A 17,385-nucleotide genomic window follows, 5' to 3' on the forward strand; every position below is an offset into this window, starting at 1 on the left:
GTGAAAGAACGCAGCCAACGCAGAGACAGAATGAAGGATGAAGAGTATGGGTTCCACCTCGTCATTATATGCAGCCATTGATCTCGGTTCGAATAGTTTTCATATGCTGGTTGTGCGCGAGGTGGCTGGAAGCATCCAGACGCTGACGCGAATTAAACGCAAAGTGCGTCTGGCTGCTGGCCTGAACAGCGAAAATGCCCTGTCTAATGAAGCAATGGAGCGCGGTTGGCAATGTTTGCGCCTGTTTGCTGAACGTCTGCAAGATATCCCTCCCTCACAAATTCGCGTTGTCGCTACGGCGACGTTACGCCTTGCCGTCAATGCCGGTGATTTTATTGCCAAAGCGCAGGAAATCCTCGGTTGTCCGGTACAAGTGATCAGCGGTGAAGAAGAAGCCCGCCTGATTTATCAGGGTGTTGCTCACACCACTGGCGGTGCCGATCAGCGCCTGGTGGTGGATATCGGCGGTGCCAGTACTGAACTGGTAACCGGTACTGGCGCACAAACCACCTCGTTGTTCAGCCTGTCGATGGGCTGCGTCACCTGGCTTGAGCGCTATTTTGCCGATCGTAATCTGGGGCAAGAAAACTTTGTCGCTGCCGAACAAGCCGCGCGCGAAGTGCTACGCCCGGTTGCCGATGAATTGCGCTATCACGGCTGGAAAGTATGTGTTGGTGCTTCCGGCACCGTGCAGGCTTTGCAGGAAATCATGATGGCGCAGGGAATGGATGAACGCATTACCCTGGCGAAATTGCAGCAACTGAAGCAGCGCGCTATTCACTGTGGCAGGCTGGAAGAGCTGGAAATCGAAGGGTTGACGCTGGAACGCGCGTTAGTATTCCCGAGTGGTCTGGCGATCCTGATAGCCATTTTTACCGAACTGAATATTCAGTGTATGACCCTGGCTGGCGGTGCACTGCGTGAAGGCCTGGTCTACGGCATGTTGCATCTGGCCGTCGAGCAGGATATTCGCAGCCGTACGCTGCGTAATATTCAACGCCGCTTTATGATCGATATTGATCAGGCTCAGCGAGTAGCCAAAGTTGCGGCTAATTTCTTCGATCAGGTGGAAAACGAATGGCATCTTGAAGCGATTAGCCGTGATTTGCTCATCAGCGCCTGTCAGCTTCATGAAATCGGTCTGAGCGTTGATTTCAAACAAGCGCCGCAACATGCTGCTTATCTGGTGCGTAATCTGGATCTTCCCGGTTTTACGCCTGCACAGAAAAAATTACTGGCGACGCTACTACTCAACCAGACGAACCCAATAGATCTCTCCTCGTTGCATCAACAAAATGCCGTACCGCCACGCGTCGCAGAACAACTCTGCCGTTTACTACGCCTGGCCATCATTTTTGCCAGCCGTCGCCGTGACGATCTCGTGCCAGAGATGACATTAAAGGCCAACCATGAACTGTTGACCTTGACGCTTCCGCAAGGTTGGCTAACCCAACATCCGCTGGGTAAAGAGATTATTGATCAGGAAAGCCAGTGGCAAAGCTATGTTCACTGGCCGTTGGAAGTGCATTAAAGAGTAATATGCTGGGTGCGATGCTCGCGCATCTTACCCGGCCTTGATTATTTCCCTCGTTTTGCTGCCATCATCGCCTTCAGATTTGCCAGATGGTTTTGGCCTTTCTGCATTCGTTCTTCGGCGCTGACAACTTTGCGCTCCTGTTCCCAAACCAAATCATCCTGCGGCAGCTCCAGCAGGAAGCGACTCGGCTCCGGGCGCACAAGTTCGCCGTACTGACGGCGTTCTTTACACAGCGTAAAGGTCAATTCCTTCTGGGCGCGGGTGATGCCAACATAGGCCAGCCGACGCTCCTCATCAATATTGTCTTCATCGATGCTGCTCTGGTGAGGCAAAAATCCTTCTTCCATACCGACCATGTAGACATAAGGAAACTCCAGCCCTTTTGACGCGTGCAGAGTCATCAGTTGTACCTGATCCAGCTCTTCCTCGCTCTCGCCGCGCTCCATCATGTCTCGCAGAGTAAAGCGCGTCACCACCTGAGTGAGCGTCATCGGCTCATCCAGTTCACTGCCTTCCAGCATCTCCGTCATCCAGCTAAACAGTTGGTTGACGTTCTTCATGCGCATTTCGGCAGCTTTCGGGCTGGGCGATGTTTCATACAGCCAGGATTCATAATCCATGCCGTGGATCAGATCGCGTACTGCGGCAATCGGTTCCCGCTCCGCCAGGCGCTGGATTTCCGCTAGCCAGTGAGTGAAGCGGGTCAATGCTTCATAACCACGTCCACTAAGCGTCTGACTCAGGCCCATATCAAAACTGGCGGTAAACATACTTTTATTGCGCGTCATCGCCCACTCGCCCAGCTTTTTCAGCGTCGCCGGGCCAATCTCTCGTTTCGGCGTGTTAACGATACGCAGAAATGCGCTGTCATCGTCCGGGTTAGTCAGCACGCGCAGATAAGCCAGCAAATCCTTGATTTCAGGACGGGAGAAAAACGACGTGCCACCGGAAATTTTGTACGGGATGCGGTTTTGCATCAGGAATTTTTCAAACACCCGCGACTGATGGTTACCACGATAAAGAATGGCGTAATCTTTGTACTGCGTTTTATTGACGAAGTGATGGGCGATCAATTCACCGGTGACGCGCTCGGCCTCATGTTCCTCGTTATTCGCGCTTAAAACTTTTAGCTCTGTGCCGTAACCCAGTTCAGAAAAAAGACGCTTTTCAAAGACGTGCGGGTTATTGGCGATAAGGATGTTCGCCGCTTTCAGAATACGCCCGGAAGAGCGATAGTTCTGTTCGAGTTTAATCACCTTCAACGCAGGGAAATCCTGGCTCAACAGCACCAGGTTTTGCGGACGGGCACCGCGCCAGGAGTAGATCGACTGGTCATCATCGCCTACCACGGTAAAACGTGCGCGGCTGCCCACCAGCAGTTTCACCAGCTCATACTGACTGGTGTTGGTGTCCTGATATTCATCCACCAGCAGATAGCGAATTTTGTTCTGCCAGCGCTCGCGTACTTCTTCATTGCGTTGCAGCAGCAACGTCGGTAATAAAATCAGATCGTCGAAGTCGAGAACGTTGCACGCTTTCAGGTGTGAATCATACAGCCCATAACAATGGGCAAAAATACGGTCCCGCTCGCCCTTTGCTTCTGCCGCCGCCTGCGCCGGTGTTTTGAGATCGTTCTTCCAATTGGAGATGGTCGAAATCAGCTGTTGCAGAAGAACTTTGTCATCTTCAATCAGCCCCTCAGTCAGTTCTTTGAGCAACGCCAGTTGATCGGTATCGTCAAACAGTGAAAAGTTCGCTTTCATCCCAAGCGCCGCATACTCCCGTTTGATGATATCCAGCCCTAATGTATGGAAGGTGGAGATCATCAGCCCGCGCGCCTCTTTACGCCCCAGCGTCTGCCCGACACGCTCTTTCATCTCGCGCGCCGCCTTATTGGTAAAGGTCACCGCCGCGATATGCCGTGCCTGATAACCGCAACCGCGGATCAGATGGGCGATTTTATTGGTGATAACACGAGTTTTACCGGAACCCGCGCCCGCCAGCACCAGGCAGGGGCCGGTAACGAATTCGACAGCTTGTTGTTGGCCGGGGTTTAGACGCATAGGTGTATTGCTCAATCTTCGAACGGGGGGAGGATTGTAGCAGAATCGCATTTGAATGTGACCGAGTGAAAACCGCTAACCGGATGGCTGCGGATGTTTAAATCAGAGAGGGAAGGCCGAAACCGGAGTTCATCATGAATCCATTAGACTTAGAAAATATCGGGTCGTAACGTTGTGTTATTACTTTTTCAGAGTTTACTAAGGAGAGGTTTACTCGTGGCGATTAATTTCAGCCCCAAGGTTGGTGAAATACTGGAATGCAACTTTGGTAACTATCCTGTTAGCCAGAATGGACAGTTCAGCACGACGTATTACGATGGCCGCATTCCACCTGAGATGATAAAAAATAGGTTGGTTGTCGTGCTCAACGGAAAAATTAATGGCAACGCATGTATCGTCGTTCCATTATCAACCACTCGCGACCATGACAAGTTAAATCGTGGAATGCATGTTGAAATAGCCAGTAATGTTATCAATGACCTGCAATTCTTTGATCAGCAGATACGTTGGGCTAAAGCCGACCTGGTACAACAAGTCAGTCGAAACCGATTAAACAGAGCAAGGACTTATCGGGGGTATCTTAATCAATGTTTGCCACATGAGTTGGTTGCAGACATACAGAGGGCAGTCATCAAGTCAATCAATGCCATATCGCTCATAAATTGACAATAAAATCACCATCCCCGATAATGACTCTGTAGCCCATAGAGGCCCTAAGTTTTCTCCCCTTGAGGGACCTGCGAAGCCCGGATTTTCCGGGCTTTTGCCATATATGTCCCCCCTCCCTGACTGACAATTTTTAATTCAAGGCACGATCATGGCAAAAACAGCAGCAGCACTGCATATCCTTGTAAAAGAAGAGAAACTGGCTCTGGAACTTCTCGAGCAGATTAAGAATGGTGCCGATTTCGGCAAGCTGGCGAAGAAACACTCTATTTGCCCGTCAGGGAAACGCGGCGGTGATTTAGGTGAATTCCGCCAGGGCCAGATGGTTCCGGCGTTCGATAAAGTGGTTTTCTCTTGTCCGGTACTGGAGCCAACCGGTCCGCTGCATACCCAGTTCGGGTATCACATCATTAAGGTGCTTTACCGTAACTAACAGCAAGGCCTTCTCCGGGAGAAGGCCTTGAACTCTGAATCGCACTTAACCCGCAACTGCAATACGTTTCATATCCGTCATATAGCCGCGCAGTTTCTTACCTACCTGCTCAATCGCATGGCTGCGAATCGCTTCGTTCACATCACGCAACTGCGCGTTATCTACCGCACCTTCCGGAATAGCTTTACCCAGGTCGCCCGGTTGCAGCTCTGCCATAAACGGTTTCAGCAACGGCACACAAGCGTAAGAGAACAGATAGTTACCGTACTCGGCGGTATCAGAGATAACCACGTTCATTTCGTACAGACGCTTACGGGCGATGGTGTTGGCAATCAGCGGCAGTTCGTGCAGTGATTCATAGTAAGCAGACTCTTCGATGATGCCGGAATCAACCATGGTTTCGAATGCCAGCTCAACGCCTGCTTTTACCATCGCGATCATCAGTACGCCTTTATCGAAGTACTCCTGCTCGCCAATTTTGCCTTCATACTGCGGCGCGGTTTCGAACGCGGTTTTGCCAGTCTCTTCACGCCAGGTCAGCAGTTTCTTATCGTCGTTGGCCCAGTCAGCCATCATGCCGGAGGAGAATTCGCCGGAGATGATGTCGTCCATATGTTTCTGGAACAGCGGTGCCATGATCTCTTTCAGTTGTTCAGACAGCGCGTAAGCACGCAGTTTCGCCGGGTTAGAGAGACGGTCCATCATCAGGGTGATGCCGCCCTGCTTCAGGGCTTCGGTGATGGTTTCCCAACCGAACTGAATCAGTTTTTCTGCATATGCCGGGTCGGTGCCTTCTTCCACCAGCTTGTCGAAGCACAGCAGAGAGCCAGCCTGCAACATACCGCACAGAATGGTTTGCTCGCCCATCAGGTCAGATTTCACTTCCGCAACAAAGGACGACTCCAGCACGCCCGCACGGTGACCACCGGTGGCTGCCGCCCATGCTTTAGCGATCGCCATGCCTTCGCCTTTCGGATCGTTTTCCGGGTGAACGGCAATCAGCGTCGGTACGCCAAACCCACGTTTGTACTCTTCACGCACTTCAGTGCCAGGGCATTTCGGCGCAACCATTACTACGGTGATGTCTTTACGGATCTGCTCGCCCACTTCGACGATGTTGAAACCATGTGAGTAACCCAGCGCCGCGCCGTCTTTCATCAGTGGCTGTACGGTGCGCACCACGTCGGAGTGCTGTTTGTCTGGCGTCAGGTTAACCACCAGATCTGCCTGCGGGATCAGCTCTTCGTAAGTACCCACTTTAAAACCGTTTTCGGTCGCTTTACGCCAGGATGCGCGCTTCTCAGCGATAGCTTCTTTACGCAGGGCATAAGAGATATCCAGACCAGAATCACGCATGTTCAGGCCCTGGTTCAGACCCTGCGCACCACAACCGACGATGACCACTTTTTTACCCTGAAGGTAGCTCGCGCCATCGGCGAATTCGTCGCGGCCCATAAAGCGACATTTGCCCAGCTGTGCCAGCTGCTGGCGCAGGTTCAGTGTATTAAAGTAGTTAGCCATGGTGATTCCTCGTGATGTTGTGCTTCTTATTGTTCGGTTCGCGTTTGCGAGATTGAATTCACTATATGACAGGAAATTTATTGCGGAAATTGATATATTCACAACGTCACATTGCAATTTTTGCAACGTCAACATTGAGGGCTGCCCCATTGGATTTACGCGATCTGAAAACCTTCCTGCATCTGGCGGAAAGCCGCCATTTTGGCCGCAGCGCGCGGGCGATGCACGTTAGTCCATCCACGCTTTCCCGACAGATTCAGCGCCTGGAAGAAGATCTCGGTCAGCCGCTGTTTGTGCGCGATAACCGTACGGTGACGCTGACCGAAGCGGGCGAAGAACTGCGCGTTTTCGCCCAGCAAACACTGTTGCAGTATCAGCAATTGCGCCACACCATCGACCAGCAAGGACCGTCGCTCTCTGGCGAATTACATATCTTCTGCTCGGTGACCGCTGCCTACAGCCATCTGCCGCCGATTCTTGACAGATTCCGCGCGGAACACCCGTCAGTGGAGATCAAACTCACTACCGGTGATGCGGCGGATGCGATGGAAAAAGTGGTGACGGGGGAAGCGGATCTGGCGATTGCCGGGAAGCCGGAGACTCTGCCAGGTGCGGTGGCATTTTCGATGCTGGAGAACCTTGCGGTGGTGCTGATCGCGCCCGCGCTGCCTTGCCCGGTGCGTAATCAGGTTTCGGTAGAGCAACCGGACTGGTCGACGATTCCCTTCATCATGGCCGATCAAGGGCCAGTACGCCGCCGCATTGAACTGTGGTTCCGACGCAATAAAATCAGTAACCCGATGATTTACGCCACAGTCGGTGGGCATGAAGCGATGGTATCGATGGTGGCGCTCGGCTGCGGCGTGGCCTTGTTGCCAGAAGTGGTGCTGGAAAACAGCCCGGAACCGGTGCGTAACCGCGTGATGATTCTGGAGCGTAGCGATGAGAAAACGCCGTTTGAACTGGGCGTGTGTGCACAAAAAAAGCGGCTGCATGAGCCGCTGATTGAGGCTTTCTGGAAGATTTTACCGAACCATTAACCCGCCAAAAAGAACCTGAACGCCGGGTTATTGGTTTCGTCGTGGCAATCGTAGCCCAGCTCATTCAGCCGGGTTTCGAAATCCGGTTCATGGTCGCCAAGCTCGAACGCCGCCAGTACGCGCCCGTAGTCGGTGCCGTGGCTGCGATAATGGAAAAGCGAAATGTTCCAGTGGGTACCTAGCGTGTTGAGGAAGCGCAGCAGCGCACCCGGTGATTCCGGGAATTCGAAGCTGTAGAGACGTTCCTGCAACGGATGCGATGGACGCCCGCCAACCATATAGCGCACGTGTAGCTTCGCCATTTCGTCGTCGGAGAGATCAACCACGCTGTAGCCGCCATCGTTGAGCATCTGCAAAATTTCTTTGCGCTCTTCGAGGCCGCGGCTTAAGCGCACGCCGACAAAGATGCAGGCGTTTTTGGCATCGGCAAAGCGGTAGTTGAACTCGGTGACCGAACGCCCGCCAAGCAACTGGCAGAACTTCAGGAAGCTGCCCTTCTCTTCCGGGATAGTCACCGCCAGCAACGCTTCACGCTGTTCACCCAGTTCGCAGCGTTCCGAGACGTAGCGCAGGCCGTGGAAATTGACATTCGCCCCCGAAAGCACATGCGCCAGTCGTTCGCCGCGAATATTGTTCTGGGCGATGTATTTTTTCATTCCCGCCAGCGCCAGCGCGCCGGAAGGTTCCGCCACTGCGCGCACATCTTCGAATAAATCCTTCATCGCCGCACAGATCGCATCACTATCGACGGTGATGATGTCGTCGAGATACTCCTGGCATAAACGGAATGTTTCGTCGCCAATGCGTTTTACCGCTACGCCTTCAGCAAATAGCCCCACGCGCGGCAGATCAACCGGATGACCCGCATCCAGCGCCGCTTTCAGGCAGGCGGAGTCTTCCGCTTCAACGGCGATCACTTTGATTTGCGGCATCAGTTGTTTGATCAGCACCGCCACACCCGCCGCCAGACCGCCGCCGCCGACCGGCACAAACACGCGGTCAAGATGGGCATCCTGCTGGAGCAGTTCCAGCGCCAGCGTGCCTTGCCCGGCGATCACCATCGGGTGGTCGAACGGCGGCACCCAGGTGAAGCCCTGCTGCTGTGACAGTTCGATCGCTTTCGCTTTTGCTTCGTCAAAGTTCGCGCCATGAAGCAACACTTCGCCGCCAAAGCCGCGTACCGCATCAACTTTGATATCGGCGGTGGCGGTTGGCATGACGATCAGCGCCTTCACGCCTAACCGTGCGGAAGAAAACGCGACGCCCTGCGCGTGATTACCCGCCGAGGCAGTGATCACGCCATGCGCTTTTTGTTCTTCCGTCAGGCTCGCCATCATGGCGTATGCACCGCGCAGCTTAAAGCTGTGTACCGGCTGGCGATCTTCGCGCTTCACCAGAATCACGTTATCAAGACGCGACGAGAGCTTTTCCATTTTTTGTAGCGGCGTGACCTGCGCCGCCTCGTAAACCGGTGCACGTAGCACCGCTCTTAAATATTCGGCGCCTTCCGGAGCACCAGACAGGGGTTGTGAGTCTGCCATCATTAACCCCCCAGTTTCGATTTATCGCGCACCGCGCCTTTGTCGGCGCTGGTTGCCAGGCTGGCGTAGGCGCGCAGGGCAAAGGAAACCTGACGTTCACGGTTTTTCGGCGTCCAGGCTTTGTCGCCACGGGCTTCCTGCGCTTCACGACGGGCCGCCAGTTCGGCATCGCTTACCTGTAACTGAATGCCACGGTTCGGAATGTCGATAGCGATCAGGTCACCATCTTCAATCAGGCCAATGCTGCCGCCGCTTGCCGCTTCCGGCGAGACGTGGCCGATGGAAAGACCAGAGGTGCCGCCGGAGAAGCGTCCATCGGTGATCAGCGCACAGGCTTTGCCGAGCCCCATTGATTTCAGGAAGCTGGTTGGGTAGAGCATTTCCTGCATGCCAGGGCCGCCTTTCGGGCCTTCATAGCGGATCACCACCACATCGCCCGCGACAACTTTGCCACCGAGGATCGCTTCTACCGCGTCGTCCTGGCTTTCGTACACTTTCGCCGGGCCGGTGAATTTTAGGATGCTGTCATCGACGCCTGCGGTTTTCACGATGCAGCCGTTTTCTGCGAAATTACCGTAGAGCACCGCCAGACCGCCGTCTTTGCTGTAGGCGTGTTCCAGCGAGCGGATACAGCCATTGGAGCGATCGTCGTCCAGCGTATCCCAGCGGCAATCCTGCGAGAATGCCTGTGTAGTACGAATGCCCGCAGGGCCAGCGCGGAACATATTTTTTACCGCATCATCCTGGGTCACGACGATGTCGTATTGTTCCAGTGTTTGCGGCAACGTCAGGCCAAGTACGTTTTTCACATCACGGTTCAGTAACCCCGCGCGATCCAGTTCGCCGAGAATACCGATAACACCACCAGCACGGTGAACATCTTCCATATGGTATTTCTGGGTGCTCGGCGCGACTTTACACAGCTGCGGGACTTTACGGGAGAGCTTATCGATATCACTCATGGTGAAGTCGATTTCCGCTTCCTGCGCCGCCGCCAGCAGGTGGAGAACGGTGTTGGTAGAGCCGCCCATCGCGATATCCAGCGTCATGGCGTTTTCAAACGCCGCCTTACTGGCGATGTTACGCGGCAGTGCGCTTTCATCATCCTGTTCGTAGTAACGTTTGGTCAATTCAACAATGCGTTTACCGGCATTGAGGAACAACTGCTTACGGTCAGCGTGGGTTGCCAGCAGCGAGCCGTTGCCCGGCTGCGACAGGCCCAGAGCTTCGGTCAGGCAGTTCATCGAGTTAGCGGTGAACATCCCGGAGCAGGAACCGCAGGTTGGGCATGCGGAACGTTCAACCTGATCGCTCTGGGAGTCAGAGACTTTCGGGTCTGCGCCCTGGATCATCGCATCTACCAGATCAAGTTTGATGATCTGATCGGACAGTTTGGTTTTCCCGGCCTCCATCGGGCCGCCGGAAACAAAGATCACCGGAATATTCAGGCGCAGGGAAGCCATCAGCATCCCCGGGGTGATTTTGTCGCAGTTAGAGATGCAGACCATGGCGTCGGCGCAGTGGGCATTGACCATATACTCAACGGAATCAGCGATCAGTTCGCGAGATGGCAGTGAATAAAGCATCCCCCCGTGGCCCATAGCGATCCCATCATCCACCGCAATGGTATTGAACTCTTTGGCAACGCCGCCAGCCGCTTCAATTTGTTCGGCGACCAGTTTACCGAGATCGCGCAGATGAACGTGACCCGGTACAAATTGGGTGAACGAGTTCACAACCGCGATAATCGGCTTACCGAAATCGGCGTCGGTCATGCCGGTGGCGCGCCACAGCGCACGAGCACCCGCCATATTACGACCATGAGTGGTGGTGGCGGAACGGTACTTAGGCATACTTTATTTACTCCCAGTGTCTGTCTCGTAAATGGGACGGTGCGTGCCGTCCCATTTTTTGTATTTATTGATTAACTTGATCTAACCAGCCCCATTTATCTTCGGTTTCACCAGTGAAGAGGCCGAAGAAGGCTTGCTGGATGCGTTTGGTAACCGGGCCACAACGGCCTTCGCCTACCTGGATACCATCTACACTGCGCACTGGCGTGATTTCAGCCGCTGTACCAGACATAAACACTTCATCCGCCAGGTACAGTGATTCGCGCGACAGCACCTGCTCACGCACTTCAATTCCCAGTTCTTTCGCCAGTTTGATGATGGCGTCACGGGTAATCCCCGGCAGCGCGGATGAGGTGAACGGTGGGGTAAACAGCACACCGTCTTTCACTTCAAACAGGTTTTCGCCCGCACCTTCAGAGATATAACCATTCACGTCCAGCGCGATACCTTCCTGATAACCGTGGCGGCGCGCTTCGCTACCCACCAGCAGAGAAGAGAGGTAGTTACCACCGGCTTTTGCCGCGGTTGGGATGGTGTTTGGCGCTGCGCGGTTCCAGGAGGAAACCATTGCATCGATCCCCTGCTCCAGCGCTTCTGCACCCAGATACGCTCCCCACGGGAAAGCGGCGATAATCACGTCGGTTGAGTATCCCGCTGGCGGGTTTACGCCCATGCCAACATCACCGACGAAGATCAGCGGACGGATATAGGCGCTGGTGAGATTATTTTTGCGGATCACGTCACGACACGCTTCCATCAGCTCATCAATGCTCTGCGAAACCGGGAAGCGATAGATTTTGGCGGAGTCATGCAGACGCTGCATATGCTCACGATGGCGGAATACAACCGGTCCTTTGTGCGAATCATAGCAACGGATACCTTCAAAAACTGAGGTACCATAGTGCAGCGCGTGCGACATCACATGCACCTTCGCGTCTTCCCAGCGAACCATTTCCCCATTGAACCAAATGTAATCAGCTTTCTTCGTGGTCATTTTTATATTCCTTTTGCGCTCAGGCGCGGATTTGTTGTGATGTGGTTGTGCTCTGGCAGATGGCAACGTGTGCGACGTCCACCAGTTTATTTAACTGACTAAACAGTAAGTCGACCGACCGTGGGCTGGCAACGGTCAATTCGATATTTATATTTTGTGCATCGCTGGCGGCGGCCATATTCATTGAGCAGACGTGGAAACCACGATGACGCACCACGCGTAAAACACGTTCTAAGGTTTCCGGATTGAAGCGAGCCGATACATTGACCTGATGTTGCATCATGATAATTTCTCCAACATTTCTGAATTACTGGCGCCAGGCGGCACCAGCGGCCAGACGTTCTCAAGTTCGTCGATTGAGACATGAAGCAGGTATGGCCCATCACTGTTCAGCATGGTGTCGAGTGCCGCTTCAACCTGGTCTTTACGGGTGATGTGTTGGCCAGGGATGCCGAAGGCGCTGGCTAACATGAGGAAATCGGGATTATCGGTAAGGGTGGTTTCGCTATATCGTTCCTGGAAAAACAGTTGCTGCCATTGTCGAACCATCCCTAACCGTTGGTTATCGAGTAAGACGATTTTCAACGGTAACTGCTTGCGTTTTACGGTGCCCAGCTCTTGCACATTCATCATGAAAGAGCCGTCACCGGAGATACAGACGACGGTATCGTTCGGTCGCGCAACTTGCGCACCAACCGCTGCCGGTAAACCAAACCCCATGGTGCCTAATCCGCTTGAAGTGATGAAATTTTCCGGGCGAGTGTGGACGATGTGCTGCGCGGCCCACATCTGGTGCTGCCCTACATCTGTGGTTACTACACAATCTTCAGGTTTACGATCCGACAGTTGTTTTAACAACAACGGCGCGTAGATAGCATCACCGGGATGGTTGTAACGCCATGCATGTTCATCACGCAGCTGCGCGCAGTGTTGCTGCCAGTCATTGATATTCAACGGCTGTCGTAATGCCGGTAACAGAGCATTTAAATCACCCTGCAATGCCACATGCGCCTGACGCAGCTTGTTCATTTCTGCCGGGTCGATATCCATATGGATAACACTGGCGTGTGGTGCGAAGGTGTTCAGTTTGCCAGTTACCCGGTCATCAAAACGTGCACCCACGGCGATCAACAAGTCACATTCCTGCACCGCAAAGTTCGCCGCTTTGGTGCCGTGCATCCCCAGCATGCCCAGATAGTACGGATAATCCGCATCAACTGCGCCAAGTCCTTTCAGCGTGCAGGTGGCAGGCATTTTTGTGGCAGAGAGAAATTCTCGTAATGCAGGAACTGCCTGCGCCATACCCACGCCACCGCCAACGTACAGCATCGGTTTTTGCGCTTTTGCCAACATCTGGCGCGCTTGCTCGACTTCGGCATGTGGGAAAGTCACTTCGTTTTCAACGGTGGTGAACCAGGGTTCCAGATCGCCGCTGGCTAACTGGATATCTTTTGGGATATCGACCAAAACCGGACCGGGACGACCTGAGTTGGCAACTTCGAATGCTTCAGCCATGATGCGCGGCAACTCTTCCAGAGACTGTACGAGGAAGCTGTGTTTGGTACAGGCTAATGACAATCCCAGGACATCAACTTCCTGAAATGCATCGGTGCCGATGAAGGGAGCGGACACCTGACCGGTGATGGCAACAACAGGGATGGAATCTAACAGCGCGTCCGCAAGCCCGGTTATCAGGTTGGTTGCGCCCGGACCAGACGTGGCGATACATACGCCAGTTTTGCCGGTAGCACGGGCATAACCGATAGCCGCCATTGCCGCGCCCTGCTCATGCCGGCACAGCAAGTGCTCCACGCCGCCGTCATACAATGCATCGTAAACCGGCATAATTGCGCCACCCGGATAACCGAAAACGGTATTCACACCTTGTGCCCGCAACGCATGTACCACCCACTGTGCGCCATTCATAGTTAGTTCCCCGTCCTGAATCTTGAGAAACAGAATTTTGTGCTGTTATTCATTGTCTGCTCCTCGGTTATGTTTTTAAGGTCAAAAAAAACCCCCGGACCTTTCGGTGCGGGGGTCTTAGTTCGTTAAGGCTTGATCTCTAAGCCTTTCCTCGTCCAAGTGCAGCCCCGCACGGTGGGATAATAATCACCACCACGCTAATCACGACCAGGCTAATCACTCGTAGAAGGGCTGTCATTTTGTCTTTTCTTGCATCTTGTTCGAAGGAATGCCTAAAGAGTTACCATAGATTTTGCGAATAGCACAAGATATTTTTTGGCCGATTTTTATGATGCCTTTAATAATTTCAATAGAAATTGTTGTTTTTTAAAAAGAAAACAGTGAGTGAAAAAAATTCAATTTCAGTATGAATGTTGTTCCCTTCCTCGTAGTTAATCCTTTGTCCACTGCATTTTTGCGAGCATCGTTCCACCGCCAGAACAACTCAACTTCACTTGCACAAATAAACAGGAATCAGCCACTAAAATTCACGAATTAGCGGGCTACAGCAGCGATATCTTATGCACATAATGGCGACTCAAGGAGGGCTTATGTCACTGTCAATTGTTCATACCCGCGCAGCCCTGGGAGTAAATGCGCCCCCAATCACTGTTGAGGTACATATCAGTAAAGGTCTACCCGGCTTAACGATGGTGGGCTTACCAGAAACAACGGTAAAAGAAGCTCGCGATCGCGTGCGCAGCGCCATTATCAATAGCGGATATGAATATCCGGCGAAAAAAATCACCATCAACCTTGCTCCAGCCGATCTGCCAAAAGAAGGGGGACGATATGATTTGCCTATCGCTATTGCGTTACTGACGGCCTCAGAACAGCTTACAGCCAATAAGTTAGATGAATATGAATTAGTCGGAGAACTGGCGCTTACAGGCGCTCTGCGTGGCGTTCCCGGCGCAATCTCCAGTGCAACTGAAGCTATTAAGTCGGGCAGAAAAATTATCGTCGCGAAAGATAACGAAGATGAAGTGGGGCTAATTAACGGTGAAGGATGCCTGATAGCCGATCATCTGCAGGCTGTCTGTGCGTTTCTGGAAGGTAAGCACGCTCTCGAACGCCCGAAACCAACTGATGCAGTATCCCGGGCGCTACAACATGATCTCAGTGATGTTGTCGGTCAGGAGCAAGGAAAGCGAGGACTGGAAATTACCGCCGCTGGCGGACACAACCTTTTACTGATTGGACCGCCGGGAACAGGTAAAACAATGCTCGCCAGCCGTATTAATGGCCTGTTGCCAGATTTAAGCAATGAAGAGGCACTGGAGAGCGCTGCGATATTAAGTCTGGTAAATGCTGAATCAGTACAAAAACAATGGCGGCAGCGCCCGTTCCGCTCACCTCATCACAGTGCGTCGTTAACTGCGATGGTGGGCGGTGGTGCAATTCCAGGGCCTGGTGAAATTTCGCTGGCGCATAACGGCGTGCTTTTTCTTGATGAGTTACCTGAATTTGAACGGCGTACACTGGATGCCTTGCGAGAGCCGATTGAATCCGGGCAGATCCATCTTTCACGCACGCGAGCAAAAATAACCTATCCAGCCCGTTTCCAGCTTGTCGCGGCGATGAATCCCAGCCCTACCGGACATTATCAGGGAAACCATAACCGCTGCACACCAGAGCAAACGCTGCGTTATCTCAACCGACTCTCTGGTCCCTTTCTCGACCGCTTCGATCTCTCACTGGAGATCCCATTACCGCCACCCGGCATTTTGAGTAAAACGGTAGTGCCGGGAGAAAGCAGCGCCACCGTTAAACAACGCGTAATGGCCGCCAGAGAGCGCCAATTTAAGCGGCAGAATAAACTGAATGCCTGGCTGGATAGTCCGGAAATACGCCAATTCTGCAAGCTTGAGAGCGAAGATGCGCAGTGGCTGGAAGAAACGCTGCTTCATCTGGGGTTATCGATTCGTGCCTGGCAGCGGTTACTTAAAGTTGCACGAACCATTGCTGATATTGATCAGTCTGACATTATTACACGTCAGCATTTGCAAGAGGCTGTTAGCTATCGTGCTATCGACCGCTTGCTCATCCATTTGCAAAAACTGCTGACATAAAAAAAGGGCATTTCGCCCTTTTTATTAATCGTCGGAATCGGTGTAGTCTTCAGCACCTTCAACCTGCGGTTTACCGCCGGAAAGGGTGTGAAAACGTTTTGGACGCTTGATACGCGTCATATACTTGGACCACACGCGTTCTGCTTCTGTCACTGGCTCACGTTCGCCACGGCATACTGCTACGAAGAGTTTCTCTTCCTCGGTAACCGGCTCGCGTTTGCCGAGATCCAGCTCATTGAAGGCATAACCATGACGCTCAAGCAGTTGTGCCTCTTTGATGGTGAAATCACCATGACGAGAGAATCCACGTGGATAATGTTTATTGTCGAAATATCGATTAGTCGTCGTAAAGCTTTCCGCCATCCTGCACGCTCCTAATTCTTTGACCGAGCTAGTTATGGCGCGGAGTATTAGTTACGCTTGACAGAGTGTAAAACAAAACATTTAAATCATAACGACAAATAATTTTGCGGAGAGCACTGTGGATACGGAATTGTTAAAAACTTTCCTGGAAGTTAGCCGAACGCGTCACTTTGGTCGAGCGGCTGAATCGCTCTATCTGACCCAGTCAGCAGTGAGCTTTCGAATCAGACAACTGGAAAATCAACTGGGTGTGAACCTTTTCACCCGCCACAGAAACAATATCCGTTTAACCGCTGCCGGTGAAAAGCTACTGCCCTATGCAGAAACGCTCATGAGTACCTGGCAGGCCGCCCGTAAGGAGGTGGCGCATACCTCACGACATAATGAGTTTTCTATCGGTGCCAGCGCCTCGTTGTGGGAATGTATGCTTAATCAGTGGTTGGGACGCTTGTATCAAAACCAGGATGCCCATACAGGTTTACAGTTCGAAGCGCGAATTGCCCAACGGCAGTCTCTGGTAAAACAGCTGCATGAACGCCAGCTTGATCTTCTTATTACTACTGAAGCGCCCAAAATGGACGAATTTAGCAGTCAGTTGCTGGGGTATTTCACTTTAGCGCTTTATACCAGTGCCCCTTCCAAACTTAAGGGAGATCTTAACTATCTGCGACTGGAATGGGGGCCAGATTTTCAACAACATGAGGCAGGTTTGATCGGTGCTGACGAAGTTCCCATTCTGACAACGAGTTCAGCTGAACTGGCACAGCAACAGATTGCGATGCTTAATGGTTGCACCTGGCTACCAGTCAGCTGGGCGCGTAAAAAAGGCGGCCTACATACCGTTGTCGATAGCACAACACTTTCACGGCCGCTTTATGCTATATGGCTGCAAAATAGCGATAAAAATGCGTTGATTCGTGATCTATTGAAAATTAACGTGCTGGATGAAGTGTATTAATCAAAATGACTGGCAAGGATGCCGGTGGAAGGATTTACTTCGGAGAGGGTTGTTACAGATAAAAAAAATCCTTAGCTTTCGCTAAGGATGATTTCTGGCAGGGGCGGAGAGACTCGAACTCCCAACACCCGGTTTTGGAGACCGGTGCTCTACCAATTGAACTACGCCCCTAATTAGGGTGGCGGAACGGACGGGACTCGAACCCGCGACCCCCTGCGTGACAGGCAGGTATTCTAACCGACTGAACTACCGCTCCACCGAATTCTTTTACAACCACCGGTTTTATGACCGGCTTACTGCTAAATTTGATGCCTGGCAGTTCCCTACTCTCGCATGGGGAGACCCCACACTACCATCGGCGCTACGGCGTTTCACTTCT

General features: G+C 52.7%; 16 protein-coding genes and 2 tRNA genes. 6 read left to right on the forward strand and 12 right to left on the reverse strand.

Features of this window, described 5'->3' with window-relative positions:
* Positions 1-46 precede the first annotated feature (46 nt).
* Positions 47-1,531, forward strand: coding sequence for a guanosine-5'-triphosphate,3'-diphosphate diphosphatase (gene gppA / locus FQZ95_RS09265; RefSeq protein WP_088542276.1), 1,485 nt, complete (start codon positions 47-49; stop codon positions 1,529-1,531).
* A 47-nt stretch (positions 1,532-1,578) separates the two neighbouring features.
* On the opposite strand, the gene rep is transcribed toward gppA, so the two are convergent.
* Positions 1,579-3,600 carry a DNA helicase Rep gene (gene rep, locus FQZ95_RS09270; protein WP_001238880.1) on the reverse strand — a complete coding sequence of 674 codons (2,022 nt, stop codon included), beginning with the start codon at positions 3,598-3,600 and terminating at the stop codon, positions 1,579-1,581.
* Positions 3,601-3,816: 216 nt separating this feature from the next.
* Here rep and FQZ95_RS09275 point away from each other — a divergent pair, with 216 nt between their 5' ends.
* Positions 3,817-4,266 (forward strand): type II toxin-antitoxin system PemK/MazF family toxin, encoded by a 450-nt coding sequence (locus tag FQZ95_RS09275; RefSeq protein ID WP_000996698.1) that lies wholly within the window; start codon positions 3,817-3,819, stop codon positions 4,264-4,266.
* A 151-nt stretch (positions 4,267-4,417) separates the two neighbouring features.
* Positions 4,418-4,699: a peptidylprolyl isomerase PpiC gene (gene ppiC / locus FQZ95_RS09280; protein WP_001140258.1), complete on the forward strand. Its 282-nt coding sequence runs from the start codon at positions 4,418-4,420 to the stop codon at positions 4,697-4,699.
* Between the two features lie 45 nt (positions 4,700-4,744).
* Here the strand turns inward: ppiC and ilvC are convergent, their stop codons facing one another.
* Positions 4,745-6,220 carry a ketol-acid reductoisomerase gene (ilvC, locus tag FQZ95_RS09285; RefSeq protein ID WP_000024951.1) on the reverse strand — a complete coding sequence of 492 codons (1,476 nt, stop codon included), beginning with the start codon at positions 6,218-6,220 and terminating at the stop codon, positions 4,745-4,747.
* A gap of 149 nt (positions 6,221-6,369) precedes the next feature.
* Here ilvC and ilvY point away from each other — a divergent pair, with 149 nt between their 5' ends.
* A complete protein-coding gene (ilvY, locus tag FQZ95_RS09290) occupies positions 6,370-7,260 on the forward strand; it encodes an HTH-type transcriptional activator IlvY (RefSeq protein WP_064530521.1) in 891 nt (296 codons plus the stop codon).
* Here ilvY and ilvA read toward each other — a convergent pair.
* The 7 genes from ilvA to ilvL all read right to left on the reverse strand — a co-directional run bounded on the left by ilvA (position 7,257) and on the right by ilvL (position 13,812).
* The gene (gene ilvA / locus FQZ95_RS09295; RefSeq protein WP_160530125.1) at positions 7,257-8,801 is read right to left on the reverse strand and encodes a threonine ammonia-lyase, biosynthetic; all 1,545 of its coding nucleotides are present in this window, start codon (positions 8,799-8,801) and stop codon (positions 7,257-7,259) included. The two genes, ilvY and ilvA, sit on opposite strands and share 4 nt — an antisense overlap.
* Before the next feature lie 2 nt (positions 8,802-8,803).
* Positions 8,804-10,654 carry a dihydroxy-acid dehydratase gene (gene ilvD / locus FQZ95_RS09300; protein WP_001127376.1) on the reverse strand — a complete coding sequence of 617 codons (1,851 nt, stop codon included), beginning with the start codon at positions 10,652-10,654 and terminating at the stop codon, positions 8,804-8,806.
* Between the two features lie 64 nt (positions 10,655-10,718).
* A complete protein-coding gene (ilvE, locus tag FQZ95_RS09305) occupies positions 10,719-11,648 on the reverse strand; it encodes a branched-chain-amino-acid transaminase (RefSeq protein ID WP_000208520.1) in 930 nt (309 codons plus the stop codon).
* Positions 11,649-11,667: 19 nt separating this feature from the next.
* Complete coding sequence (ilvM, locus tag FQZ95_RS09310) at positions 11,668-11,931, reverse strand: acetolactate synthase 2 small subunit (protein ID WP_000983255.1); 264 nt, start codon at positions 11,929-11,931, stop codon at positions 11,668-11,670.
* A complete protein-coding gene (gene ilvG, locus FQZ95_RS09315) occupies positions 11,928-13,574 on the reverse strand; it encodes an acetolactate synthase 2 catalytic subunit (RefSeq protein ID WP_001012636.1) in 1,647 nt (548 codons plus the stop codon). Before ilvG ends, ilvM begins: the two co-directional genes overlap by 4 nt.
* 2 nt (positions 13,575-13,576) lie before the next feature.
* Positions 13,577-13,627, reverse strand: a complete 51-nt coding sequence (ilvX, locus tag FQZ95_RS09320) for a peptide IlvX (protein ID WP_001387183.1) — start codon at positions 13,625-13,627, stop codon at positions 13,577-13,579.
* Positions 13,628-13,713: 86 nt separating this feature from the next.
* Entirely contained in the window at positions 13,714-13,812 is a 99-nt protein-coding gene (gene ilvL, locus FQZ95_RS09325; protein WP_001311244.1) for an ilv operon leader peptide, read from the reverse strand.
* A 352-nt stretch (positions 13,813-14,164) separates the two neighbouring features.
* On the opposite strand from ilvL, the gene FQZ95_RS09330 reads away from it, so the two are divergent.
* Positions 14,165-15,685: a YifB family Mg chelatase-like AAA ATPase gene (locus FQZ95_RS09330; protein WP_105288344.1), complete on the forward strand. Its 1,521-nt coding sequence runs from the start codon at positions 14,165-14,167 to the stop codon at positions 15,683-15,685.
* Positions 15,686-15,709: 24 nt separating this feature from the next.
* Here the strand turns inward: FQZ95_RS09330 and maoP are convergent, their stop codons facing one another.
* The gene (maoP, locus tag FQZ95_RS09335) at positions 15,710-16,048 is read right to left on the reverse strand and encodes a macrodomain Ori organization protein MaoP (RefSeq protein ID WP_000841001.1); all 339 of its coding nucleotides are present in this window, start codon (positions 16,046-16,048) and stop codon (positions 15,710-15,712) included.
* Positions 16,049-16,166: 118 nt separating this feature from the next.
* On the opposite strand from maoP, the gene hdfR reads away from it, so the two are divergent.
* Positions 16,167-17,006, forward strand: coding sequence for an HTH-type transcriptional regulator HdfR (gene hdfR, locus FQZ95_RS09340; protein WP_000379245.1), 840 nt, complete (start codon positions 16,167-16,169; stop codon positions 17,004-17,006).
* A gap of 95 nt (positions 17,007-17,101) precedes the next feature.
* On the opposite strand, the gene FQZ95_RS09345 is transcribed toward hdfR, so the two are convergent.
* Both FQZ95_RS09345 and FQZ95_RS09350 read right to left on the reverse strand, forming a co-directional pair.
* Positions 17,102-17,177: transfer RNA gene (locus tag FQZ95_RS09345), tRNA-Trp, on the reverse strand.
* An 8-nt stretch (positions 17,178-17,185) separates the two neighbouring features.
* Positions 17,186-17,262, reverse strand: a tRNA-Asp gene (locus FQZ95_RS09350).
* Between the last annotated feature and the right edge of the window lie 123 nt (positions 17,263-17,385).

The organism is Escherichia sp. HH41S, from assembly GCF_009820115.1.
In the GTDB taxonomy this organism is placed as follows: domain Bacteria; phylum Pseudomonadota; class Gammaproteobacteria; order Enterobacterales; family Enterobacteriaceae; genus Escherichia; species Escherichia coli_F.